Here is a 21,240-nt window from a genome sequence, read left to right on the forward strand (position 1 = left end):
GGCACCCCGCCCGGTGTCCCGCCACGCCGCCTGACCTGCGAAGATTCGGTCGTGAGCAGCCCGCACCCCGACCTCCACGACTCCGCCCTCCTGCGCGCCGCGCGCGGGGAGGCGGTGCCGCACACCCCGGTCTGGTACATGCGCCAGGCCGGCCGGTCGCTGCCGGAGTACCTCCGCGTGCGCGAGGGCGTCGCCATGCTCGACGCCTGCATGGACCCCGGGCTGGTCACCGAGATCACCCTCCAGCCGGTGCGCCGGTACGGCGTCGACGCGGCGATCTTCTTCTCCGACATCGTGCTGCCGCTCAAGGCGGTCGGGGTCGACCTCGACATCAAGCCGGGTGTCGGTCCGGTGGTCGCGCAGCCGGTGCGGACGCTGGAGGACGTGGCCGCGATCCCGGACCTCGAGGCGGGGCACGTCCCCTACATCACGGAGGCGGTGCGCTCGCTGGTCGGCGAGCTCGGCGCGACGCCGCTCATCGGCTTCGCGGGCGCCCCGTTCACCGTGGCGTCGTACCTCGTCGAGGGTGGGCCCTCCAAGGAGCACGCGAAGACCAAGGCGATGATGTTCGGCGCCCCCGACGTGTGGGACGCGCTGATGCGCAAGATCGCCGGCATCGCCGCGGCGTACCTCCAGGTGCAGGTGCGTGCCGGGGCCTCGGCGGTCCAGCTCTTCGACTCGTGGGCCGGCGCGCTCACCCCTGACGACTACCGCGACCAGGTGATGCCGCACTCCGCACGGGTGCTGGCGGCGGCCGGGGAGCTCGGGGTGCCGCGGATCCACTTCGGCGTCGGGACCTCCAACCTGCTGCCGCTGATGGCCGAGGCCGGTGCGGACGTCGTGGGCGTCGACTGGCGCACCCCGCTGGCCGCCGCGGTCCCGCAGGTGGGGGAGCGCAGCGTGCAGGGCAACCTCGACCCGACCCTGGTGTTCGCGCCCACCGAGGTGATGACGCGGCGGGCCGGCGCGATCATCGAGGCCGGCAAGGCCGCCCGTGGCCACATCTTCAACCTCGGCCACGGTGTGATCCCCTCGACCGACCCCGACCAGCTCGCGCGGCTGACCGAGTTCGTGCAGTCCTACCCTCGCTGAGCCGCGGACCGGGACTCGCCGTACGCCCGGCCCCGCTCGACCAGCGCGGCGGCCAGGTCCCGGATCGCCGGCGGCACGTGCTCGACCCGGCGGTGCAGGAGGAGCAGCGTCACCGAGGTGGAGTCCTCCGCCAGCGGGCGGTGCGTGATCACCCCGGCACGGGCCAGCGGGTCGTGCTCGACGCTGAAGTCCGGCAGCACCGTGACACCGAGTCCCTCGGCCACCATCTGCTTGCCCATCTCGGCGCCGTCGGTGGAGTAGGTCATCCGCGGGGTCTCGCCCGCGAACAGCCGGTGCACGAAGCGGTGCATGAGGTAGCCGGCCCGCATCGCGACGAACGGCTCGTCGCGGAGCCGCTCCGCGGGGACCTCGTCCAGGTCCGCCAGCGGGTGCCCGGTGGGCAGCACCACCACCGGTCGGCCGTGGACCAGCTCGCTGGCCGCGAGGCCGGGCGGTACGTCGTCACCGGGGAGCACGTTGACCAGCCCGAGGTCGAGCCCGTCCTCGGTGAGGCCCTGCACGATCTCGGCCTGCTGGGTGTTGACCACCTCGACCGTGGTGCCGGGGTGGCCGGCGCGGAAGTCGCGGATCGCCGGCACCAGCAGGGTGGAGGTGGCGGCGTTCACGGTGCCGATCCGGAGGGTCCGCGCCGCGGTGCTCTGGTCGCCGGCCGCGGTGCGCAATCGGTCGACGGCCTCGAGCACCTCGACCATGTTCTGGAGCAGGTCGCGGCCCTGGCGGCTGATCCGGGCGCCGGTGCGCCGGCGGTCGAGCAGGATGACGCCGAGCTCGCGCTCGAGCTTGCTCACCGCCTCGCTGAGGGCAGGCTGGGAGATGTGCAGTCGCTCGCTGGCCCGGCGCAGCGACCCGTGCTGGGTGACCGCGGCGAGGTACTCGAGCTGCTCGATGCGCAAGGGCCCTCCTGGGGGATCCCGGTGGTGGCGGTGAGAGGCGGAACCGATCACCCCGTCGCCGACTCGTGACGCGCGAAGGCGGGTCTCGCCTTGAACTTCCGCCGATCTTTGTGAAGTATCTTAGTAGACATTAATCCTGAACCTCCCCCCGACCCGGAACATCTGCCACAGGACGGGGGTCCCATGAGGCGGCGCGCGTCGCCACCGGGCCACTCTCCGGGGTGCCGCCCGGTGGCGCGCGACGTCGCCGGCCCCGACCGAGCGGCCGGGGACCGGCGGAGACACGATGGAGAGAGGACACGATGAGCCTGCGATTCCACTGGTTCCTGCCCACCAACGGCGGCGACGGGCGGCACGTGGTCGGTGGCGGCCACGGCGTGGCGGCCGGCGCCTCCGGCCGACCGGCCTCGGTCGGCTACCTCGGGCAGATCGCCCGCAGCGCCGAGCAGCTCGGCTTCGAGGCCGCGCTGACCCCGACCGGCGCCTGGTGCGAGGACGCGTGGCTGTCGACGGCGATGTTGAGCAGCGTCTCCGAGCGGCTGAAGTTCCTGGTCGCGTTCCGGCCCGGCCTCACCTCGCCGACCCTGGCCGCACAGATGGCGGCGACCTTCCAGAACATGTCCGGTGGCCGGCTGCTGCTCAACGTGGTCACCGGCGGCGAGAGCGCCGAGCAGCGCGCCTACGGGGACTTCCTCGACAAGGACGCGCGCTACGCCCGCTGCGGCGAGTTCCTCGACGTGGTCCGGCGGCTCTGGGCCGGCGAGAGCGTCACCTTCGAGGGCGAGCACCTGCACGTCGAGGACGCGAAGCTGGGCGCGCTGCCGTCGCCGGTCCCCGAGATCTACTTCGGTGGCTCCTCGCCGGCCGCCGGGACCGTCGCCGCGAAGCACGCGGACGTCTACCTCACCTGGGGCGAGCCACCCGCCGCGGTCGCCGAGAAGATCGAGTGGATCAGGGGGCTCGCCGCTGCCGAGGGCCGCACCCTCCGCTTCGGCATCCGTCTGCACGTGATCAACCGCGACACCTCCGGGGAGGCGTGGGCCGAGGCGCAGCGGCTCCTCGACGCGATCGACGACGAGACCGTGGCCCGGGTCCAGGCGGGCCTGCGCCAGAGCGAGTCCGAGGGGCAGCGCCGGATGCTCGAGCTCAACGGCGGCCGCAAGGACGACCTCGAGATCCACCCCAACCTGTGGGCGGGGGTCGGCCTGGTCCGCGGTGGCGCCGGCACCGCGATGGTCGGCAGCCACGAGGAGGTGGCGGACCTGGTCCAGCAGTACGCCGACCTCGGCATCGAGGAGTTCGTGCTCTCCGGCTACCCGCACCTCGAGTCGTCGTACTGGTTCGGCGAAGGGGTGCTGCCGGTGCTCCGCGAGCGCGGCCTCTGGAGCAACCCGTACGGCCCGGCCGCGGCTTCGCCTGCGAGCGTCCCGTTCGCCGACGGGCCCGGCCGGGCGGCCTCGTGAGCCCCCGCGCCGCCGTGGTGGTCGGCAACCCCAGGCCGCGGTCCCGGACCCGGGACGCGGCCGTGCACCTGGCCACCGAGCTCACCGGCACCGCCCCCGAAGCGATCGTCGACCTCGCCGACCTCGGCGCCGCGCTGCTGGACTGGGCGGACCCGGCCGTCACCGCCGTCGTGGACGAGGTGCGGGCGGCCGACCTGCTGGTCGTGGCCAGCCCGACGTACAAGGCGACCTACACGGGCCTGCTCAAGCTGTTCCTCGACCGGTTCCCGCCCGGCGGTCTGCGCGGGGTGGTCACGGTGCCCCTCATGCTCGGCGCCGGCCCGGCCCACGCGCTGGCGCCGGAGCTGACCCTGCGTCCGGTGCTGACCGAGATCGGGGCGACGGTGCCGGTGCCCGGCGCGTACGTCCTGGACGCTTCGTACGACGACCCCGCGGCGTACGACGCGTGGCTGGAGGTCGCCCGACCCGTGGTGGCGTCCCTGGTCGGCGACGGGGTGGCGGCGTGACCGTGACCCGTCTGGAGCCCGCCCTCGACCCCGGCACGCTGCGCCGCGTCCTCGGTGCCTTCCCCAGCGGCGTGGTGGCGGTGGCCGCCCAGGTCGACGGGGCGTACGTCGGCCTGGCTGCCAGCTCGTTCACGTCGGTCAGCCTGGAGCCCGCGCTGGTGTCGGTCTCCGTCGCGAACACCTCGTCGACGTGGCCGGTGCTGCGCTCCGCCTCGCACCTCGGGCTGTCGGTGCTGGCCGACCACCACGACGCGGCGTGCGCCCGGCTCGCCGGCCCGGCCGAGCAACGCTTCACAGGCCTCGACCTGCACGCCACCGCGGACGGTGCGGTGCTGCTTGAGGACGCCGTCGCGACGTTCGACTGCACCGTCCACCGCGAGATCGTCGCCGGCGACCACACCATCGTGCTGCTGCGGCTGCACGCGGTCGACGACGACGGCGGCTCGCCCCTGGTCTTCCACCGCAGCGGGTTCGGCCGGGTCGCCGACTCCGCCTGAGGAAGGCGCTCAGCCCGCCTCGGGTGGCGCGCCCGGCGCCCGGCGGCGTCGTACGGCGCGGGTGGCGAGCCACGCCGGGACGCCGAGCAGCCCGAACAGCACGGCGAACGGGAGCAGCAGCCCGACGGCGGTGAGGGTGCCGGTCACGAGTCCCGTGAGGCCGTGCCACCCGTCCTCGAGGCCGGCCAGGAAGCCGCCGGCCCGGCGGTCGTCCGTGCCGGCGGGGTCGTCGGCCTCGATGTTCACGGTGATGGTGGCCATCGCCACCTGGCCGGTGAGGTAGGCCTGCTGCTGCTTCAGGGAGTCGAGGTCGGCCTGGCGACGGGTCAGCTGGTTCTCGAGCGCGATGACCTCCGACAGGTCGTCGGCCCGGCCGATCAGCTGCTCGAGGCGGCGCACCCCGCGCGTCTGTGCCCGGATCCGTGACTCGTTGTCGATCACCTGCGTGGTCACGTCCTCGCGACCGCCGGTGGACGACCCGAACTCCGCGACCTGCTCGACGTCCCGCTTCGCCTCCGGGTAGTCCTCGCTCGGCACCCGGAGCACCAGGCGGGCGTGCGCCAGGCTGCCCTGCTCTCCGCTGGCGGTCTCCTCCTCGGCGACCTCGCCCCGGTAGCGGTCGGTGATCGCGAGCACGTCGAGCCGGGCCTTGGCGACGTCGTCGGAGTGCAGCTCCACGGAGGCGGTGTAGATCACCGCCTCGGTGCGCACGGCGGTACGCCGGGCGGGGGTGGGCCGGTCGCCGGACCCGCCGGCCGAGTCCGCGGTCTCGGCGGCGACGCTCCCGCCGTCGCCCCCGGCGTCGCTGGACGAGCCGCCGCTGCAGCCCGAGACCAGGGCGGCGAGGAGGAGCGTGGGTGCGATGACGAGGGCTGCTCTCATGGGGGTCGGACGGGAGCGGGGCCCCGCCGGTTCCCGGCAGCCCGTCTGGCAGGCTGGGCACGTGACCGGGACCCGCCGTACCGCCGTGGTCGGCGGGGGCATCGCGGGCCTCGCCGCGGCCCGGGAGCTGGCCGCGGCCGGCGACGACGTCGTGCTGCTGGAGGGCTCGCCCGAGGTCGGCGGCAAGCTGAGGGTGGCCGAGGTCGCGGGCGTCACCGTCGATGTCGGGGCCGAGGCCATGCTGGCCCGGCGGCCCGAGGGCGTCGACCTGGCCACCGGCCTCGGTCTGGAGCTGGTCCACCCCGTCACCACCGCCTCCCGGATCTGGACCCGCGGCGCGCTGCGGCCGCTGCCGCGCTCGGTGATGGGCGTCCCGGCGGACCTCGACCAGCTCGCCGCCTCCGGCGTGCTCTCCGACGCGGGCCTGGCCCGGGCCCGCGCCGAGGTGGCCGCGCCCGCGCCCGGCCACGACGTCTCCGTCGGAGACCTGATCGCCACCCACCTCGGCGACGAGGTGGTGGACCGGCTGGTCGAGCCTCTCCTCGGCGGGGTGTACGCCGGCCACGCCCGATCCCTGTCCGCCCGGGCGACCGTCCCGCAGGTGGTGGCGCTGCTCGACCGCGGCCCGTCGCTGGTGGCCGCGGCCGCCCGCGTGCCCGCCGACGCCCCCGCGACCCCCGTCTTCGCCGGGCTGGCCGGGGGCGTGGGCCGGCTGCCGCAGGTCCTCGCCCGCGACGGCGGGTTCGCGGTCCGCACCGGCGCCACGGTGCGTGCGGCCCGGCGTACCGCCACCGGCTTCGAGCTCACCGTCGGACCGACCGTGGCGCCCGAGGCCGTTGCCTGCGACCGCCTGGTGCTGGCCACCCCGGCCACCCCGACCGCCCGCCTGCTGGCCGACCTGGCCCCGGCCGCGGCGGCCGAGCTGGCCGCGGTGGAGTACGCCTCGATGGCCGTGGTCACCCTCGCCTTCCGGGTCGAGGACGTCGCCGGCGTCGCCGCGCTCGACGAGGCCTCCGGGTTCCTGGTGCCGCCGGTCGACGGCCGCACGATCAAGGCCTCGACCTTCAGCGCCACCAAGTGGGGGTGGGTCCGCGAGGCCGGCGCCGCCGCGGGCGTCCTGCTGCTGCGCACCTCGGTCGGACGGCACCGCGAGGAGGCCGCCCTCCAGCGCTCCGACGAGGAGCTGGTCGCGGTGTCGCTGGCCGACCTCGCCGACGCCACCGGGCTCACCGCGGCGCCGGTCGACGCGTTCGTGCAGCGGTGGGGCGGCGGACTGCCGCAGTACGCCGTCGGCCACCTCGACCGAGTCGCCCGGATCCGCGCCGACGTCGCCCGGGTGCCCGGGCTGGCGGTCTGCGGCGCCGCGTACGACGGGCTGGGTATCCCGGCCTGCATCGCCTCCGCCCGCCGCGCGGTCGCCGACCTCGGCTGAGGCGTCCTCGACCGACGGGGTCGCCGAGGGGTCTCCGGTGGCGCCCTTGCACAATGGAGGCATGACCAGCAACGCCGCCCGGACCCGCGAGCTCAACGACACCATCCGCTACACGATGTGGTCGGTCTTCCGGCTCCGGGACCTGCTCGGCGACGCCGACCGTGCCGCCGAGGCGCAGGAGGTGCAGGCGCTGTTCGACAAGCTGGCCGCCGACGACGTGGTGGTGCGGGGGACGTACGACGTGGCCGGCCTGCGCGCCGACGCCGACCTGATGGTCTGGTGGCACGCCGCCACCTCCGAGCAGCTCCAGGGCGCCTACCACGAGCTGCGCCGCACGACGTTCGGCCGACGCCTCGACCCGGTCTGGTCGCAGATGGCGCTGCACCGCCCGGCGGAGTTCAACAAGAGCCACATCCCGGCGTTCCTCGCCGAGGAGGAGGCCCGCGCTCACGTGTGCGTCTACCCGTTCGTCCGCTCCTACGAGTGGTACCTCCTCGACGACGGCGAGCGCCGCCGCCTGCTCGCCGAGCACGGCCAGATGGCGCGCGACTATCCCGACGTCCGGGCGAACACGGTCTCCAGCTTCGCGCTCGGCGACTACGAGTGGATGCTCGCCTTCGAGGCCGACGAGCTCTACCGCATCGTCGACCTGATGCGGCATCTGCGCGGCTCCGAGACCCGACGGCACGTGCGCGAGGAGGTGCCGTTCTACACCGGCGCCCGCGCCGACGTCGCCGACCTGGTCGCCCGCCTGCCCTGACGCCTCGCGCCGGTGGTCGAGGAGCGAGCAGCCAGCGAGCGTCTCGAAGCCACCGAGGGTTGGTGGTGGTTTCGAGACGGGCTCGTTCCTCGCCCTCCTCAACCACCGGGGTTGGTGGTGGTTTCGAGACGGGCTCCCGGCTCTGGCCGACCACCGGCTGAGACGCCGGCGTTTCGACTTGCCCGGGCTTGGGGGGCCGTGCATTCTTTAAACATGAGTAAGTTGATAAACATTGACGAGAGACAGCGACGGCTGCATGTCGACCTGCTCCGCACGGCGAGCGACCTGTGTCGCGGGGTGAGCATCCGCCACCCGCACACCTCGACCCACAGGAGAACCGATGACTGCCTTGACCGTCCTGCCCCTGCTCCAGACGCTGCGTGAGATCGCGGCGGACCCCGACCTGCTCGAGCTCCACGACCCCACCGCCACCGAGCGGGCCTGGACCGAGCTGCACGCGACGCCCGACCTCCAGGTCTGGCTGATCACCTGGCCACCCGGAGCCCGCACCGGCTGGCACGACCACGGGACCGCCGGCGGTGCGTTCACCACGATCGCCGGCCGGCTGCACGAGTACACCTGGGACCACGGCCCACAGCCACACGGCCTGGTCGTCGGCGACAGCCGCTCGTTCGCGCCCGGACACCTGCACGACGTGCGCAACCTCGGCGAGAAGGCGGCGGTGTCCGTGCACGCCTACTCGCCGCGACTGACCACGATGACCCGCTACGACGTGACCGATGGACGGCTGGTGCTGGCCGGGGTCGAGAAGGCGGGGGCGGACTGGTGACGGTGCACCGCTTCCACCAGCCGTTTCCCGAGATCTGGTTCGACGGCGTCGACGCGATGCTGGCCGACGCCCGGTCGCGCCTGGACCGGGTGCCGCCCCGCGCGGCGTACCGCGAGCTGCTGGCCCGGCAGGCCGTGCTCGTCGACATCCGGCCGGAGGCGCAGAGGACCGCCGAGGGGGAGGTCCACTCCGTCGTCCACCCGTTGGTCGTCGAGCGCAACGTGCTCGAGTGGCGGTTCGACCCGCGCAGCAGCGCCCGCGTCGAGCAGGCGTCGTACAACGCTCGCGTGATCGTGCTCTGCCAGGAGGGCTACACGTCGTCGCTGGCCGCGGACGCGCTGGTCCGCCTCGGGGTGCGCCGGGCCACCGACGTCGTGGGCGGGTTCGCCGCCTGGCGCGAGGCCGGGCTGCCCGTGGCCGAACGGCCGGTGCTCGCGTCCACCCCTCGCGAGGCGGACCTGGCGGTCATTCCTTCGGCTCGAGCGTGAGCGCGATCGAGTTGATGCAGTAGCGGTCGCCGGTGGGCGTGCCGTAGCCGTCCGGGAAGACGTGGCCGAGGTGCGAGCCGCAGCTCGCGCACCGCACCTCGACCCGCTTCATCCCGTGCGAGGAGTCCTCGAGGTACTCGATGGTGTCCGCCCCCTCGGATGTGCGCAGCGGCTGGTAGAACGACGGCCAGCCGCAGCCCGAGTGGAACTTGGTGTCGGACTCGAAGAGCTTCGCGTCGCACGCCTTGCAGCGGTAGACGCCGACGGTCTCGGTGTCGGTGTAGGTGCCGGTGAAGGCGCGCTCGGTGCCGGCCTGGCGGAGCACGGCGTACTCGTCGGGGGAGAGCTGCTCACGCCACTCGGCGTCGCTCTTGGTGACGGCGTAGCTGCCGGTGTCCCCGGCCGGCGCGTCGGACTTCGACTTCCGCATGCCGTTCAGCCTACTCAGCGCACCCAGACCCGCTGCGGGCCCAGCGGGCTGAACCCGTGTGCGAGGGCCGAGGCCAGCTCATCGCCGTACGTGTAGTCGGTCACCGGCTGACCGGACCTTACGGCGGCGGTGACCGCCAGCACCTCGGACCAGCCGAGCTCGTCGCCGGCCGGGGTGCAGGCGTTGGAGACCCCGACCGCCGTACCGCCGTCGTGCACGACGAACCCCGCGCTGACCCGGTCGCCGTCGTGCCGGGCCAGCATCGTGAACTCCGGCCGGCGGAGGATGCCGGGCACGAAGATGCCACCGGTGCCGTGCACCGCCACCCACGCGTCGAGCCCGGCCGGGTCGGTGACCGGCGCCCAGCCTGCCGGCACCGGCCCGGTGTCGAGCGCGGGGCGGTGGATCCAGGTGGCCTCGAAGAGCAGGTCGAAGCCGTCCGCGGTGAGGTCGAGGTCGCCGAAGGAGTCGGCCACGCTGACCTGGTCGTACGCCGCCACCGCGCGCAGCACGGTCTCACGGGGCACGCCGGGGCGCAGGGTCTTGGCCGCCGAGTGCAGCGGCGGCATCGGGGCGAGCGCGTGCCACAACCCGTCGGTGACGGTGGTGGGCACGGCGTGCAGGGCGGCCATGTCGTCGTACCAGCGCACGCTGGTCTGCACGGCGGTGCTCAGGCGGGGATCCACGCCGGCAGTGTGGCACCCGGGGGACCGCTAGGTTGGCGGCATGGCCAAGCCACCCGCAGCCGAGGTCCGGGCAGGCGAGCGCTCCGTGCGCGTGTCCAGCCCCGACCGGGTCATCTACGAGAAGACCGAGCACACGCCCGAGGTGACCAAGCTGATGGTCGCGGAGTACTTCGCCTCCGTCGAGGACGGGCTGATGCGGGCGCTGCGGGAGCGGCCGACCGCACTGGAGCGATGGACCTCCGGGGTCCGCGAGGGGATGCGGCTGGCCACCGGCCCGCAGGACCGCAACGCCGACGCGTTCTACCAGAAGCGGGTGCCCAAGGGAGCGCCCGACTACCTCGAGAGCGTGCAGGTCACCTTCCCGTCCGGGCGGACCGCGGAGGAGGTCTGTCCGACCGAGATCGCGGTGCCGGTGTGGTGCGCCCACATGGGCACGCTGACCTTCCATCCGTGGCCGGTACGGCGGGCCGACGTCGACCACCCCGACGAGCTGCGGATCGACCTCGACCCGCAGCCCGGCACCACGTTCTCGGACGCGGTCCGGGTGGCCGGGGTGGCGAAGGAGCTGCTCGAGGAGCTCGGGCTGCGCGGCTACCCCAAGACCTCGGGCAACCGCGGGGTGCACGTCTACGTGCGGATCGAGCCGCGGTGGGATTTCACCGACCTCCGGCACGCCGCGATCGGGTTCGGCCGCGAGCTGGCCCGGCGCGACGACGGGGTGACCATGAACTGGTGGAAGGAGGAGCGCGGGGAGCGGATCTTCGTCGACTTCAACCAGAACAACCGCGACCGCACCATCGCCTCGGCGTACTCCCTGCGGCCCATCCCCGGCGCCCCGGTCTCCACGCCGGTCACCTGGGCGGAGCTGGCGGACCTCACCGACCCACGTGGGTTCAACCTGTTCACCGTGCCCGGGCGGGTGCAGGACGGCGACCCGTGGGCGGACATCGACGACGAGGCGTTCTCGCTGGAGCCGCTGCTGGCGCTGTGGGAGGAGCTGCCCGGAGGCGAGATGCCGTTCCCGCCGGACTACCCGAAGATGCCGGGCGAGCCGCCGCGGGTGCAGCCGTCGAAGAAAGTCGCGGCCCACTGGGACGAGCACGGCAACCGGGTCGAGGACTGAGCGCGGTGGAACCGGAGGAGCCCCGCGGGGACATCGGCGACGAGGGCGCGCACTGGTCGGCGTACCTCGACTTCTACCGGGCCACGATCGCCGACGGCGTGACCTCGCTGCCGCCGGACCAGCAGCGGCGCAGCATGGTGCCGTCGGGCTGGACGCCGATCGAGCTGCTCAGCCACGTGCTGCACATGGAGCGGCGCTGGTTCCTCTGGGGCTTCCTCGGCGAGGACGTCCCGGACGTGTGGGGCGACTGGTCGCGGCCGGACCCGTGGGAGCACGAGGACGACCCGGACGTGCGCTGGCAGGTGCCGGACGGCGTGTCCGCCGACGACCTCGCGGCCCGGCTGGAGCGGCTCGCGGTGCGGGTGCGGAAGCTGCTGCGGGAGTTCCCGACGGAGGCGCGCGCGGTGCCCGGCCCCCGGTTCGACGAAGGCACGCCGACGCTGCGCTGGATCTGCCAGCACGTGGTCCACGAGTACGCCCGGCACGCCGGCCACCTCGACATCGTCCGCGAGCTGGGCGCCGCGGATCCCGCCGGACAGTGAAGGATCCCCGGCACCGGGTGCCGGGGATCCTTCATCGATCGTCGAGGGGGTCAGGCCTTCGACTTGCCGACCCGGCCCTCCGCCAGGCCGATCAGCACGATCGCGGCGAGGATGCCGACGACCGTCCCCCAGAAGTTCAGCTCCCAGATGTCGCCGGTGCCGAACCAGCTCGCGACGATGCCGCCGATCAGCGCACCTGCGACGCCGAGCAGCAGCGTCCAGAGGAAACCGATCCGCTGCCGGCCGGGCTTGAACAGCCGGGCGAGGTAGCCGATCACGAGCCCGATGACGATCAGACCGAGGACCTGCACGACGAACCTCCTGGTGGTGGGCTGCCCGCGGCAGCCGGTCTCTCGACACTAGCGCGCGGCGGTACGGCGACGCGGGACCCGGTCCTACCGTCGGGGCAGCTCGGCCGGCCGGTTCTCCTCGACCCAGGCGTCGATCCGCGCCCACCAGTCGAAGAGCCAGTCGATCTGCTCCTCCCGCTCGGTCGGGATCTCGTCGCGCGGCACCCGCCACCAGCGCATGATGATCTGCTTGTCCATCGGCAGCTCGTGCCAGACGTCGCGCAGCGTCAGCACGTGGTCGAGGCCGGTGTGGGCGACCAGCAGCACGTCGGCGTCCGGGGCGGCATCGAGCGCGGCGAGGAAGCCGCCCGGCCGCGGGGCCAGGACGTTCTTCATCCGCTCCGCCCGCTGCGCCATCCGCTCCAGGCCGAGCGAGCGCAGCTTGCGGATCGCCTTCTCGCGCCGGGCCGGGGTGAAGTTGCCGCCCTCGGGGAAGATCACGAACGCGTCGTTGGCGTCGAGGCCGCGCGCCATCTCGGAGATCTGGCTCTCGACGTCCTCGCCGGCGCCGGGGTTGGGCTGGACGAACCGGGCCGGGAGGCGGTGCAGCATGATCCCGATCGCCGGGTCCCACGCGAGGGTGTCCTTGAGGACCACGCGTGGCTCGCGGTGGTACCAGTGCATGAGCGCGTACATCAGGATGAACGAGTCGCCCGGTCCCGCGTGCCGGCAGCACACCAGCAGCGGGTCGCCGGGGAACGCGTCCGGGGTCGGGCCGACGGTCTCGATCTTGAGCCGGAGCACCCGGCGGGACTCGCGCACGAAGACCACCAGGTAGGCGTGCACGAGGTCGTAGTGGATCCGCTCGAAGAACGGCCGCCGGATGAAGAGCCCGAACCCGCTGGCGATCCAGAGCCCGAGCAGCTCGACCAGGATGAGGCTCTCCAGGGTGAGGTGCACGATGGCCACCCAGGCCAGGCGCACCGGCCGCAGCCAGCCGGGGACGAACGCCGAGGCGATGCCGGTCCCGATCAGCCAGAACGGTGCGAACACCCAGAGGAAGACGGTCAGCGCGATCACCGCCGGGGCGAGCACCACCCGGCGCACGAGGGCGGCGATCATCCGGGGTCCCCGCGGGATCGCGAGCTCGCCAGTGATCTCGGGGGGTGGTTCATCTCAGGCCCTCGAGGTACGCCGCGCTCTCGGCGTACGCCTCGTCCATGCGCTGCTGCACGCGCGCATGGTCGCGGTAGGAGAGCGGGTTGTCGTCGCGCTCCGTCCCGGTGCCGGAGGGGAGCACGTGCGCCTCGACGTGGGTGGGCAGCTCGTTCATCTCCCGGTGGAAGCGGTGCCGGCGGGCGATCTCGAACGACACCCGGGCCACCTCCCACGGCCGGCGCGGGACCGTGAGCGGCCGGTTCACCCGCCCGACCTGGAGCACGAAGATCCGGGTGGCCCCGAGGTCCGCCGCCCGCCCGACCGGGATGGAGTTCACGATGCCGCCGTCGAGGTAGTGCTCGGCGCCGACCTTCTCGGGGGGCAGCAGGCCGGGTACGGCGGCGCTCGCCATCACCGCGGGCACCACCGGCCCGGCGCTGAACCAGTGCTCGGTGGCCCGCTCGATGCTGGCCGCGCAGCACTGGAACGGCACCGCGAGGTCGGCGAACGTGGTGTCGCCGAACTCCTCCTGGAGCCGGCGGCGCAGGGGAGCCGAGTCGTGCAGGTGGGTGCCGGTCGCCAGCGCGCGTCGGGCCTGCTTGAACGGCCCGTCGGCGTACACGTCGCGCTCCTCGGCGACCGAGCGCCACATCGCGCGCAGCCGGTCGACCGCGCCCACGGTCGGGTCCTGGGCGACCACCACGCCGTTCAGCGCGCCGACCGACGTGCCGAGCACCAGGTCTGGGCGGACGCCGTGCTCGAGCAGGGCGCGGACCATGCCGACCTCGACGGCACCGAGCAGGCCCCCGCCGCCGAGGACGAACGCCGTCCGGCCCTCCGACTCCACGCTCAGAGGCCGGTCACGCCCTCGCCGCCACCGGCCTGCTCCTCGACGGTCTCGTGCTCGAGCAGGTGGAGGCAGGGCACACCGATCTTGCGCCGGGCTCGGGAGGTCCAGTCGAGGTGGAAGAACTCCGCGACCACGTGCGGCCGGGTCAGGATGATCGCCTCACGGCCACCGGACTCGGTGACCGCCGTGGACAGCGCGTCGATCGGGTGCTCGTGCACCACCCGGCCCTCGGCCGTGGCCCCGGCCTCGCGCAGCCGGGTGAGCGTGGCCTGGAGCTCCTGCTTCGAACGGTCGAGGCAGTCCTGGCGCACCTGGTCGAGGTCGACCTCGTTCATCACCATCGCCGGGGAGGCCATCACCTCGCCGGCCGCCAGCGAGCCCATCGCGGCCTCGACCCGGGCGGCGGCGTCCTCGACGGGCAGCAGCACGTGGTAGGTCACCGGCCCGTCGAGCTCCTGGTGCAGCGAGGTCACCTGGCGGGCGTCCTCGGCAGACAGCGCCTGCTCACAAAGGAGCACGACGTCGTAGGCGCCGGTCTGCCCGGCAGCCGCTTCACCGCTCATGTCACTCGCCTCCGGCCAGCTCAACGGATGCTCAAAATCTTAGCGAGGTCGTAGCCCGAAGGCTCCTCCAACTGGCCGTATCCGCACGACTCCGGGTCGCGGTCCGGGCGCCAGCGCTTGAACTGCGCCGTGTGCCGGAACCGCCGGCCCTCCATGTGGTCGTAGCCGACCTCCAGCACCCGCTCGGGGCGCAGTGGCGTGAAGGAGAGGTCCTTGCCCTGGCTCCACCGGCTCTGGGTGCCCGGGACCCGGTCGGGGTTGGCGATCGCCCCGTTCTGCCACGCGCCCCACGGGTGGTCCTCGATGGCGCAGACCAGCGGCTGGAGCTCCTCGAACAGCTCGGCCCGGCGCTTCTCGGTGAAGGAGGCCGAGACGCCGATGTGCTGCAGCGTCCCCTCGTCGTACAGACCGAGCAGCATCGAGCCGAGCAGCGGCCGGTCCTTCGTCGAGGTCTTGTGCTCGCGGTAGCCGCAGAGCACCACGTCGGCGGTGCGGGAGTGCTTGATCTTGAGCATGGTGCGGGCGTTCGGCTGGTACGCCGCGTCCAGCGGCTTCGCGATGACGCCGTCGAGGCCGGCGCCCTCGAAGGTGTGGAACCACTGCTCCGCCTCGGCCGGGTCGGTGGTCGTGCGGGTGAGGTGGCAGGCGCCGTCCTGGCCGTCGAGGTGGGCGAGCGCCTCCTCCATCGCGGCCCGGCGCTCGGCGAACGGCCGGTCGACGTACGACGCGTCGCCGAGGGCGAGCAGGTCGAACGCCACGAACTCGGCGGGGGTCTTCTCGGCGAGCATCGTGATCCGGGACTCGGCCGGGTGGATCCGCTCCTGGAGCGTCTCGAACTCCAGCCGGGCCTCGCCCTCCTCGCCGAGCGCGACGAAGAGCTCGCCGTCGAGCACCACCCGGTCGGGCAGCTGCTCGCGGGCCGCGGCGACCACCTCGGGGAAGTAGCGGGTCAGCGGCTTGGTGTTGCGCGAGGCCAGCTCGACCTCGTCGCCGTCCTTGAAGACCAGGCAGCGGAAGCCGTCCCACTTCGGCTCGAACGAGAGGCCGCCGTACTTCGCGGGGTCGGGGATCCCCTTCACCGGTTTGGCCAGCATCGGCAGGACAGGAGGCATCACCGGCAGGTCCATACCCGGGACCCTAGCCCGCACCGTCGAGTCGCGCCCCGCTGCACATCGAGTTGCGCCTCCCTCGCCCAGCGAGGCGCAACTCGACGGCGAGGGAGGCGCAACTCAACGGGAGGGGGCGGGGATTAGGGTGATGCCGTTCATTCCCCGGTTGGTCTGCCGGCAGGGCCCGCCTGACTTTGAATCAGGACTAGCGACGTAGGTTCGACTCCTACCCGGGGAGCTGGTCTCGGTTACCCAGGAGGAAGTCTGTGGCAAGCAACCTGACCGTGGTGGTCCTCGCCGCCGGCGGCGGCACCCGCATGAAGTCCAAGACCATGAAGGTCCTGCACCCGGTCGGCGGCCGCAGCATGGTCGGCCACGTGCTGACCGCGGTGCAACAGATGGAGCCGTCGCGCATCGTCGCGGTGGTCGGCACCCAGCGCGAGCAGGTGGGTCCGCACATCCACGAGCTGGTGCCCGACGCGGTGCTCGCCGTCCAGGAGACCCAGGACGGCACCGGGCACGCGGTCAAGGTGGCGCTCGAGGCCCTCGGCGGGAAGGTCGACGGGACGGTCGTGGTGGTCACCGGCGACACCCCGCTGCTGCGCGGAGAGAGCCTGCGCGCGTTCGCGGAGGAGCACGACGCGGCCCAGCGTGCGGTCAGCATCCTGTCCGGACGGGTCGCGAACCCGTTCGGGTACGGCCGGGTGGTCCGCAACACCGAGGGCGACGTCGAGGGGATTGTCGAGGAGAAGGACGCGACCCCCGAGCAGCGAGAGATCGACGAGATCAACTCCGGCATCCTCGCCTTCGACGGGGCCTTCCTCGTCGACGCCCTCGACCGGGTCGGCAACGACAACGCCAAGGGGGAGTACTACCTCACCGACACCGTCGGCATCGCCCGCGCGGACGGGCTGACCGTCGGGGCGTTCCCGGTGGACGACGTCATGCAGACCGAAGGCGCCAACGACCGCGCCCAGCTCGCGGCGCTGGGGCGCGAGATGAACCGCCGCATCGTCGACCGGTGGATGCGGGACGGGGTCACCGTGATGGATCCCGAGACCACCTGGATCGAGTCCGACGTGGTGCTGGCCCCCGACGTGACGATCCTGCCCGGCACCCAGCTGCTCGGTGCCACCGTGGTCGCCGAGGACGCGGTGGTCGGCCCGGACACGACGCTCAAGGACTGCGAGATCGGCTCCGGTGCCCGGGTGGTCCGCACCCATGCCGAGCTCGCGGTGATCGGCGAGAACGCGACCGTCGGCCCCTTCGCCTACTTGCGGCCCGGGGCCCGGCTCGGCGCCGGTGGCAAGATCGGCACCTTCGTCGAGGTCAAGAACTCCCACATCGGGGACGGCGCGAAGGTGCCGCACCTGTCCTACGTCGGCGACGCCGAGGTCGGCGAGGGCGCCAACATCGGCGCCGGCACGACCTTCGCCAACTACGACGGCGTCGCCAAGCACCGCACGGTGGTCGGCCGCTACGCCAAGACCTCGTGCAACAACACGTTCGTCGCGCCCGTCACGATCGGTGACGGCGCCACCACGGGCGCGGGGGCGGTCATCCGCCGCGACGTGCCGCCCGGGTCGCTCGCGGTCAGCGGTGGTCCCCAGCGCAACCTCGAGGGCTGGGTGCTTTCCCGTCGGGCGGGCACGAAGCAGGCCGAGGCCGCCGAGCAGGCGCTCCCCGGAGCCACCGACGGCGCCCCCTCCGACAGCACGTCCGGATGAGCCGTCTCGCCACGCCGGACCCGATTCGCGGCCGGGCCGGTCGGGGAGGCACAATCGGGTGACCGGCTCGTCAGCACGCACACCACGAGGAGCATCCGGCGTGAGCGGAATGAAGCGGACCACCGAGAAGAACCTCATGGTCTTCAGCGGCCGGGCGCACCCCGACCTCGCCCAGGAGGTCGCCGAGCAGCTCGGTACCGGCCTGGTCCCGCAGTCGGCGTACGAGTTCGCCAACTCCGAGATCTACGTCCGCTACGAGGAGTCGGTCCGCGGCTGCGACGCCTTCGTGATCCAGAGCCACACCGCTCCGATCAACGAGTGGATCATGGAGCACCTGATCATGGTCGACGCGCTCAAGCGGGCCTCGGCCAAGCGCATCACCGTCGTGATGCCGTTCTACGGGTACGCCCGCCAGGACAAGAAGCACCGTGGCCGCGAGCCGATCTCGGCCCGGCTGATGGCCGACCTGTTCAAGACCGCCGGCGCCGACCGGCTGATCACGGTCGACCTGCACGCCGACCAGATCCAGGGCTTCTTCGACGGCCCGGTCGACCACCTGATGGCGCTGCCGATCCTCGCCGACTACGTCAAGCAGAAGTACGGCGACGAGCGGCTGGCCGTGGTGTCTCCGGACGCCGGACGGATCAAGGTGGCCGAGCGCTGGTCCGCCCGCCTCGGCGGCGCCCCGCTGGCGTTCATCCACAAGTCCCGCCGCATCGACCGGCCCAACGAGACCGTGGCGAACCGCGTGGTCGGTGACGTCAAGGGCCGCATGTGCGTGCTGGTCGACGACATGATCGACACCGGCGGCACGATCGTGAAGGCCGCCGACGCGCTGATGGCCGACGGCGCCGCGGGCGTGATCATCGCCGCGACCCACGCGATCCTCTCCGAGCCGGCGGTCGACCGGCTCAAGAACAGCCCGGCCACCGAGGTGGTCGTCACGAACACCCTCCCGCTCACCGACGACCGGCGCTTCGACAAGCTCACCTGCCTGTCGATCGCTCCGCTCATCGCCCGGGCGATCCGCGAGGTGTTCGAGGACGGCTCGGTGACCTCGATGTTCGACGGGCACGCCTGACCCGGGCGCACGACGCCGCACGTCCCCGCTCAACCGGTGGCGAGCAGCGCCAGTCCGTCACCGCCGACCAGGTCCGGGTCGGGTGACCGGCCCGAGCAGAGCATGAGCAGCTCCTGCACCGGTCCCTCGATCGTGGGGCCGGACCCGCGCACCCAGTCGATGTCGGTGGCGCTCATGCGCGTCCCGCGCACCACGCGTCGGTTGCCCATCAGGGACCACAGCAGGCGAGCCCGGTCGGCGGCGACCGCGGCGGCCTCGGGCGGCATGTCCCGCCGCAGGCCGAGCGGGCGGACGATGTCCTGGTGGTGCAGCAGCGCGTCGATCAGCGGCTCGACGGACGTGGTCGTGGGCACGTGGTGCGTGGAGGTCGCGAAGCGCTCGAAGTCGGCCAGGATCGACTCCCGCGTCTCCCGCTCGCCGAGCCGCCTGACCTCGCGGAAGATCATCGTGTTGTAGCCGCGGCCGAGGTTGCGCAGCAGCATGCCCGGCATCTGCCGCCAGCCGGTCTGCGGAGTGGAGATCACGTGCGCCGCCACGTCCTTGACCGTCCAGCCGGGGCAGAGGGTGTCGTGCTCCCACTGCTCGTCGGAGAGCCCGGTCAGGGTCGCCGCGAGGACGGCGCGCTCGGTGTGGATGTGCTTCCAGAGCTGTGCGTGGTCCATGGTCGACCTCGGTAGGATGGTCAGAGTCCCTGACCATTATGGTCAGTCTGTCTGACTAGGTTGTCAAGGCTCGACCGTCGAGGAGGAGGCGTGCCCGACCTGCACCCGGGGCTGCTCATGTCGATCGCCGCTCGACACGTCGAGATGCGGGTGATGCGGGCCCTGCACGAGGCCGGTCACGAGCTCACGCTCGCCCAGGGCCGGCTGATGGCCGGCATCGACGGGGAGGGGACCCGGCTCACCGACCTGGCCGCGCGGGCACAGATCACCAAGCAGAGCGCGGGGTTCCTCGTCGACCAGGTCGAACGCCTGGGGTACGTCGAGCGGGTGCCCGACCCGACCGACGCCCGGGCCCGCCTGGTCCGGCTGGCCCCGCGCGGGCGCGAGGCCCAGCGCGAGGCGCGTCACGTCGAGCGACAGGTGCGGCACGAGTGGGAGCAGCACCTCGGCCAGGAGCGGATGGCCGCGCTGCAGGACGCGCTCACGTCGCTGCGGGAGATCACCGACCCCTGGGCGTGACCCCGGCGTGGACGATGGTGGGCGGACGCGGATTCGCGCCCGCCCCGGCCCGCGGCTAAGATCGGACAGTTGCCTCGGCGAGGGAACCTGCGCCTCACGCGGGTGTCCGTGATCGACTGGGCCGGCCAGACCTCCTGCTGCGCCGCGCTGACCCGGTCGCGCGGCGCTCGTCGTCTCCGGGCCGCGGGGTCCGCGCGGGGCAGCCACCAGTCGCCGACGAACTGTCGCTGCACGAACGCACACAACGACGTACGCACGAGGAGAACAGACGCATGGCCGCCGAGAAGATCGCCGCCGAGACCCGGACCGAGTTCGGCAAGGGTGCCGCCCGCCGCATCCGCCGTGAGCACAAGGTCCCCGCCGTCATCTACGGCCACGGCAACGAGCCGGTCCACGTGACCCTGCCGGGCCACGAGACGATGATGGCGCTCAAGCACGGCGGTGCGAACGCGCTGCTCGAGCTCGACATCGAGGGCACCGCCCAGCTCGCCCTGACCAAGCAGGTCCAGGTCGACCCGATCCGCCGGGTGCTCGAGCACATCGACTTCGTCGCGGTCCGTCGGGGCGAGAAGGTCACCGTCGACATCCCGGTGCACCTCGTCGGCGAGGCCGGCCCGGACACCCTGGTCGTCACCGAGAACGCCGTGGTGTCGGTCGAGGCCGAGGCCACCCACATCCCCGAGTACGTCGAGGTCTCCATCGAGGGCGCCGAGGTCGGCACCCAGATCCACGCCTCCGACCTGCGGCTGCCCGAAGGCACCACGCTGCTCACCGACGGCCAGATCCTGGTCGTCAACATCACCAACGCGCCGACCGCCGAGGAGCTCGAGGCGGAGCTGGAGGAGGCCGAGGCCGAGGTCGGTATCGAGCGCGACGAGGCCGAGGAGCCCGCCGAGGCTGCCGAGGGCGAGGCCGCCGAGGGCGAGGCCGCCGAGGGCGAGGCCGCCGAGGCGTCCACGGAGGAGTGACCACCGGCTGGGTCCGCCGCCTCCTCGGAGGCCGTCTCTCCGGAGGCCGGCGGGCCCGGCCGTCGAGGGGCCGGGATACTTCTGCCATGACCGCACCACAGGACCTGTGGCTCGTGGTCGGGCTGGGGAATCCCGGCCCGTCCTACTCCGGGCACCGCCACAACGTCGGCTACCTCGTCGCCGACGAGCTGGCTTCGCGCATGGGCTCGCCGTTCCGGGCGCACAAGTCCGGGCGGGCCGATGTGGTCGAGGGGCGGCTGACCCCGCCCGGTGCCCCCGGACCCCGCGTCGTTCTCGTGCGCGGCCGCGGCTACATGAACGAGTCCGGTGGCCCGGTGTCGGCCGTCGCGAAGTTCTACGGCGTGAAGCCGGACCACGTCGTCGCCATCCACGACGAGCTCGACATCCCCTTCGGCACCCTGCGCGTGAAGTTCGGGGGCGGCGACAACGGGCACAACGGGCTGCGCTCCCTCCGGTCCTCGCTGGGCACCGGAGACTTCTACCGGGTACGCGCCGGCATCGGCCGACCGCCCGGCCGGCAGCCCGTCGCGGACTTCGTCCTGTCCAACTACTCGAGCACCGAACGGGCCGAGCTGCCCTTCCAGGTCGGCGACGCGGCAGACGCCGTCGTGACCCTGGTCACCGAGGGCCTGGACAAGACCCAGTCCCGCTTCAACTCCTGATTCCGCGCGGACCATCCGCCAAGTC

At 72.8% G+C, this 21,240-nt stretch carries 25 protein-coding genes and 1 tRNA gene; 16 read left to right on the forward strand and 10 right to left on the reverse strand.

The window, feature by feature from the left end; all coding sequences use genetic code 11:
• The first annotated feature begins 51 nt into the window (after positions 1–51).
• Complete coding sequence (gene hemE / locus EKO23_RS12265; protein WP_217702597.1) at positions 52–1,092, forward strand: uroporphyrinogen decarboxylase; 1,041 nt, start codon at positions 52–54, stop codon at positions 1,090–1,092.
• Here hemE and EKO23_RS12270 read toward each other — a convergent pair.
• Positions 1,080–2,006 carry a LysR family transcriptional regulator gene (locus EKO23_RS12270; RefSeq protein ID WP_134717654.1) on the reverse strand — a complete coding sequence of 309 codons (927 nt, stop codon included), beginning with the start codon at positions 2,004–2,006 and terminating at the stop codon, positions 1,080–1,082. The two genes, hemE and EKO23_RS12270, sit on opposite strands and share 13 nt — an antisense overlap.
• Positions 2,007–2,308: 302 nt before the next feature.
• Here EKO23_RS12270 and EKO23_RS12275 point away from each other — a divergent pair, with 302 nt between their 5' ends.
• Genes EKO23_RS12275 through EKO23_RS12285 form a run of 3 tightly spaced genes read left to right on the forward strand, consistent with a single transcriptional unit; the run spans position 2,309 to position 4,472 of the window.
• On the forward strand, positions 2,309–3,469 hold the full coding sequence (locus EKO23_RS12275; RefSeq protein ID WP_134717656.1) for an LLM class flavin-dependent oxidoreductase: 1,161 nt from the start codon (positions 2,309–2,311) through the stop codon (positions 3,467–3,469).
• Entirely contained in the window at positions 3,466–3,975 is a 510-nt protein-coding gene (locus EKO23_RS12280; protein WP_134717658.1) for an NADPH-dependent FMN reductase, read from the forward strand. Before EKO23_RS12275 ends, EKO23_RS12280 begins: the two co-directional genes overlap by 4 nt.
• Positions 3,972–4,472 carry a flavin reductase family protein gene (locus EKO23_RS12285; RefSeq protein WP_217702598.1) on the forward strand — a complete coding sequence of 167 codons (501 nt, stop codon included), beginning with the start codon at positions 3,972–3,974 and terminating at the stop codon, positions 4,470–4,472. The genes EKO23_RS12280 and EKO23_RS12285 overlap by 4 nt, the downstream gene beginning before the upstream one ends.
• A gap of 9 nt (positions 4,473–4,481) precedes the next feature.
• Here EKO23_RS12285 and EKO23_RS12290 read toward each other — a convergent pair whose 3' ends face one another.
• The gene (locus tag EKO23_RS12290; protein WP_167880445.1) at positions 4,482–5,354 is read right to left on the reverse strand and encodes a DUF4349 domain-containing protein; all 873 of its coding nucleotides are present in this window, start codon (positions 5,352–5,354) and stop codon (positions 4,482–4,484) included.
• Between the two features lie 61 nt (positions 5,355–5,415).
• On the opposite strand from EKO23_RS12290, the gene hemG reads away from it, so the two are divergent.
• The 4 genes from hemG (at position 5,416) to EKO23_RS12310 (ending at position 8,824) form a co-directional block, all read left to right on the forward strand.
• Positions 5,416–6,786 (forward strand): protoporphyrinogen oxidase, encoded by a 1,371-nt coding sequence (gene hemG / locus EKO23_RS12295; protein WP_246051055.1) that lies wholly within the window; start codon positions 5,416–5,418, stop codon positions 6,784–6,786.
• 61 nt (positions 6,787–6,847) lie between these two features.
• A complete protein-coding gene (gene hemQ / locus EKO23_RS12300; RefSeq protein ID WP_134717664.1) occupies positions 6,848–7,546 on the forward strand; it encodes a hydrogen peroxide-dependent heme synthase in 699 nt (232 codons plus the stop codon).
• 340 nt (positions 7,547–7,886) lie between these two features.
• Positions 7,887–8,336 carry a cysteine dioxygenase gene (locus EKO23_RS12305; RefSeq protein WP_134717666.1) on the forward strand — a complete coding sequence of 150 codons (450 nt, stop codon included), beginning with the start codon at positions 7,887–7,889 and terminating at the stop codon, positions 8,334–8,336.
• Positions 8,333–8,824, forward strand: coding sequence for a rhodanese-like domain-containing protein (locus EKO23_RS12310; RefSeq protein ID WP_246051056.1), 492 nt, complete (start codon positions 8,333–8,335; stop codon positions 8,822–8,824). Before EKO23_RS12305 ends, EKO23_RS12310 begins: the two co-directional genes overlap by 4 nt.
• Here the strand turns inward: EKO23_RS12310 and msrB are convergent.
• Both msrB and EKO23_RS12320 read right to left on the reverse strand, forming a co-directional pair.
• Positions 8,802–9,254 (reverse strand): peptide-methionine (R)-S-oxide reductase MsrB, encoded by a 453-nt coding sequence (msrB, locus tag EKO23_RS12315; protein WP_134717668.1) that lies wholly within the window; start codon positions 9,252–9,254, stop codon positions 8,802–8,804. The genes EKO23_RS12310 and msrB overlap by 23 nt on opposite strands.
• 14 nt (positions 9,255–9,268) lie before the next feature.
• Positions 9,269–9,940, reverse strand: a complete 672-nt coding sequence (locus tag EKO23_RS12320; protein WP_134717670.1) for a hypothetical protein — start codon at positions 9,938–9,940, stop codon at positions 9,269–9,271.
• 40 nt (positions 9,941–9,980) lie between these two features.
• Here EKO23_RS12320 and EKO23_RS12325 point away from each other — a divergent pair, with 40 nt between their 5' ends.
• A complete protein-coding gene (locus tag EKO23_RS12325; protein ID WP_134717672.1) occupies positions 9,981–11,063 on the forward strand; it encodes a DNA polymerase domain-containing protein in 1,083 nt (360 codons plus the stop codon).
• 5 nt (positions 11,064–11,068) lie between these two features.
• Complete coding sequence (locus EKO23_RS12330; protein ID WP_134717674.1) at positions 11,069–11,605, forward strand: mycothiol transferase; 537 nt, start codon at positions 11,069–11,071, stop codon at positions 11,603–11,605.
• 50 nt (positions 11,606–11,655) lie between these two features.
• On the opposite strand, the gene EKO23_RS12335 is transcribed toward EKO23_RS12330, so the two are convergent.
• From EKO23_RS12335 to EKO23_RS12355, 5 genes are all read right to left on the reverse strand, one after another.
• Positions 11,656–11,916, reverse strand: coding sequence for a GlsB/YeaQ/YmgE family stress response membrane protein (locus tag EKO23_RS12335; protein ID WP_134717676.1), 261 nt, complete (start codon positions 11,914–11,916; stop codon positions 11,656–11,658).
• Positions 11,917–12,000: 84 nt separating this feature from the next.
• Complete coding sequence (locus EKO23_RS12340; RefSeq protein ID WP_134717678.1) at positions 12,001–13,017, reverse strand: 1-acyl-sn-glycerol-3-phosphate acyltransferase; 1,017 nt, start codon at positions 13,015–13,017, stop codon at positions 12,001–12,003.
• Positions 13,018–13,066: 49 nt separating this feature from the next.
• Positions 13,067–13,900, reverse strand: a complete 834-nt coding sequence (locus tag EKO23_RS12345; RefSeq protein WP_246051057.1) for a patatin-like phospholipase family protein — start codon at positions 13,898–13,900, stop codon at positions 13,067–13,069.
• A 2-nt stretch (positions 13,901–13,902) separates the two neighbouring features.
• Positions 13,903–14,466: a hypothetical protein gene (locus EKO23_RS12350; RefSeq protein WP_134717680.1), complete on the reverse strand. Its 564-nt coding sequence runs from the start codon at positions 14,464–14,466 to the stop codon at positions 13,903–13,905.
• A 20-nt stretch (positions 14,467–14,486) separates the two neighbouring features.
• Complete coding sequence (locus EKO23_RS12355; protein WP_134717682.1) at positions 14,487–15,593, reverse strand: ATP-dependent DNA ligase; 1,107 nt, start codon at positions 15,591–15,593, stop codon at positions 14,487–14,489.
• A gap of 141 nt (positions 15,594–15,734) precedes the next feature.
• On the opposite strand from EKO23_RS12355, the gene EKO23_RS12360 reads away from it, so the two are divergent.
• The 3 genes from EKO23_RS12360 to EKO23_RS12370 all read left to right on the forward strand — a co-directional run bounded on the left by EKO23_RS12360 (position 15,735) and on the right by EKO23_RS12370 (position 18,383).
• Positions 15,735–15,813 (forward strand) — tRNA-Gln (locus EKO23_RS12360).
• A gap of 28 nt (positions 15,814–15,841) precedes the next feature.
• Complete coding sequence (gene glmU / locus EKO23_RS12365) at positions 15,842–17,302, forward strand: bifunctional UDP-N-acetylglucosamine diphosphorylase/glucosamine-1-phosphate N-acetyltransferase GlmU (protein WP_134717684.1); 1,461 nt, start codon at positions 15,842–15,844, stop codon at positions 17,300–17,302.
• Positions 17,303–17,402: 100 nt separating this feature from the next.
• Positions 17,403–18,383 carry a ribose-phosphate diphosphokinase gene (locus tag EKO23_RS12370; protein WP_281280914.1) on the forward strand — a complete coding sequence of 327 codons (981 nt, stop codon included), beginning with the start codon at positions 17,403–17,405 and terminating at the stop codon, positions 18,381–18,383.
• A 29-nt stretch (positions 18,384–18,412) separates the two neighbouring features.
• Here the strand turns inward: EKO23_RS12370 and EKO23_RS12375 are convergent, their stop codons facing one another.
• Entirely contained in the window at positions 18,413–19,045 is a 633-nt protein-coding gene (locus tag EKO23_RS12375; RefSeq protein ID WP_134717686.1) for a maleylpyruvate isomerase family mycothiol-dependent enzyme, read from the reverse strand.
• Positions 19,046–19,135: 90 nt separating this feature from the next.
• Here EKO23_RS12375 and EKO23_RS12380 point away from each other — a divergent pair, with 90 nt between their 5' ends.
• The 3 genes from EKO23_RS12380 (at position 19,136) to pth (ending at position 21,215) form a co-directional block, all read left to right on the forward strand.
• Positions 19,136–19,564: a MarR family winged helix-turn-helix transcriptional regulator gene (locus tag EKO23_RS12380; RefSeq protein ID WP_246051058.1), complete on the forward strand. Its 429-nt coding sequence runs from the start codon at positions 19,136–19,138 to the stop codon at positions 19,562–19,564.
• Between the two features lie 272 nt (positions 19,565–19,836).
• A complete protein-coding gene (locus EKO23_RS12385) occupies positions 19,837–20,532 on the forward strand; it encodes a 50S ribosomal protein L25/general stress protein Ctc (RefSeq protein WP_134717688.1) in 696 nt (231 codons plus the stop codon).
• Positions 20,533–20,618: 86 nt separating this feature from the next.
• Positions 20,619–21,215, forward strand: coding sequence for an aminoacyl-tRNA hydrolase (gene pth, locus EKO23_RS12390; protein ID WP_134717690.1), 597 nt, complete (start codon positions 20,619–20,621; stop codon positions 21,213–21,215).
• The last annotated feature ends 25 nt before the right edge of the window (positions 21,216–21,240 follow it).

It is taken from the genome of Nocardioides guangzhouensis (genome assembly GCF_004519545.1).
GTDB classification, from domain to species: Bacteria; Actinomycetota; Actinomycetes; order Propionibacteriales; family Nocardioidaceae; genus Nocardioides; species Nocardioides guangzhouensis.

What these genes read in the sequence shown, in the direction of transcription:
- pth (WP_134717690.1), top strand. Translation starts at nt 20,619, where the DNA reads ATGACCGCACCACAGGACCTGTGGCTCGTGGTCGGGCTGGGGAATCCC.
- EKO23_RS12350 (WP_134717680.1), bottom strand. Translation starts at nt 14,466, where the DNA reads ATGAGCGGTGAAGCGGCTGCCGGGCAGACCGGCGCCTACGACGTCGTG.
- EKO23_RS12325 (WP_134717672.1), top strand. Translation starts at nt 9,981, where the DNA reads ATGGCCAAGCCACCCGCAGCCGAGGTCCGGGCAGGCGAGCGCTCCGTG.
- EKO23_RS12375 (WP_134717686.1), bottom strand. Translation starts at nt 19,045, where the DNA reads ATGGACCACGCACAGCTCTGGAAGCACATCCACACCGAGCGCGCCGTC.
- EKO23_RS12275 (WP_134717656.1), top strand. Translation starts at nt 2,309, where the DNA reads ATGAGCCTGCGATTCCACTGGTTCCTGCCCACCAACGGCGGCGACGGG.
- EKO23_RS12385 (WP_134717688.1), top strand. Translation starts at nt 19,837, where the DNA reads ATGGCCGCCGAGAAGATCGCCGCCGAGACCCGGACCGAGTTCGGCAAG.
- EKO23_RS12290 (WP_167880445.1), bottom strand. Translation starts at nt 5,354, where the DNA reads ATGAGAGCAGCCCTCGTCATCGCACCCACGCTCCTCCTCGCCGCCCTG.
- hemQ (WP_134717664.1), top strand. Translation starts at nt 6,848, where the DNA reads ATGACCAGCAACGCCGCCCGGACCCGCGAGCTCAACGACACCATCCGC.
- EKO23_RS12340 (WP_134717678.1), bottom strand. Translation starts at nt 13,017, where the DNA reads ATGATCGCCGCCCTCGTGCGCCGGGTGGTGCTCGCCCCGGCGGTGATC.
- EKO23_RS12305 (WP_134717666.1), top strand. Translation starts at nt 7,887, where the DNA reads ATGACTGCCTTGACCGTCCTGCCCCTGCTCCAGACGCTGCGTGAGATC.
- msrB (WP_134717668.1), bottom strand. Translation starts at nt 9,254, where the DNA reads ATGCGGAAGTCGAAGTCCGACGCGCCGGCCGGGGACACCGGCAGCTAC.
- EKO23_RS12355 (WP_134717682.1), bottom strand. Translation starts at nt 15,593, where the DNA reads ATGGACCTGCCGGTGATGCCTCCTGTCCTGCCGATGCTGGCCAAACCG.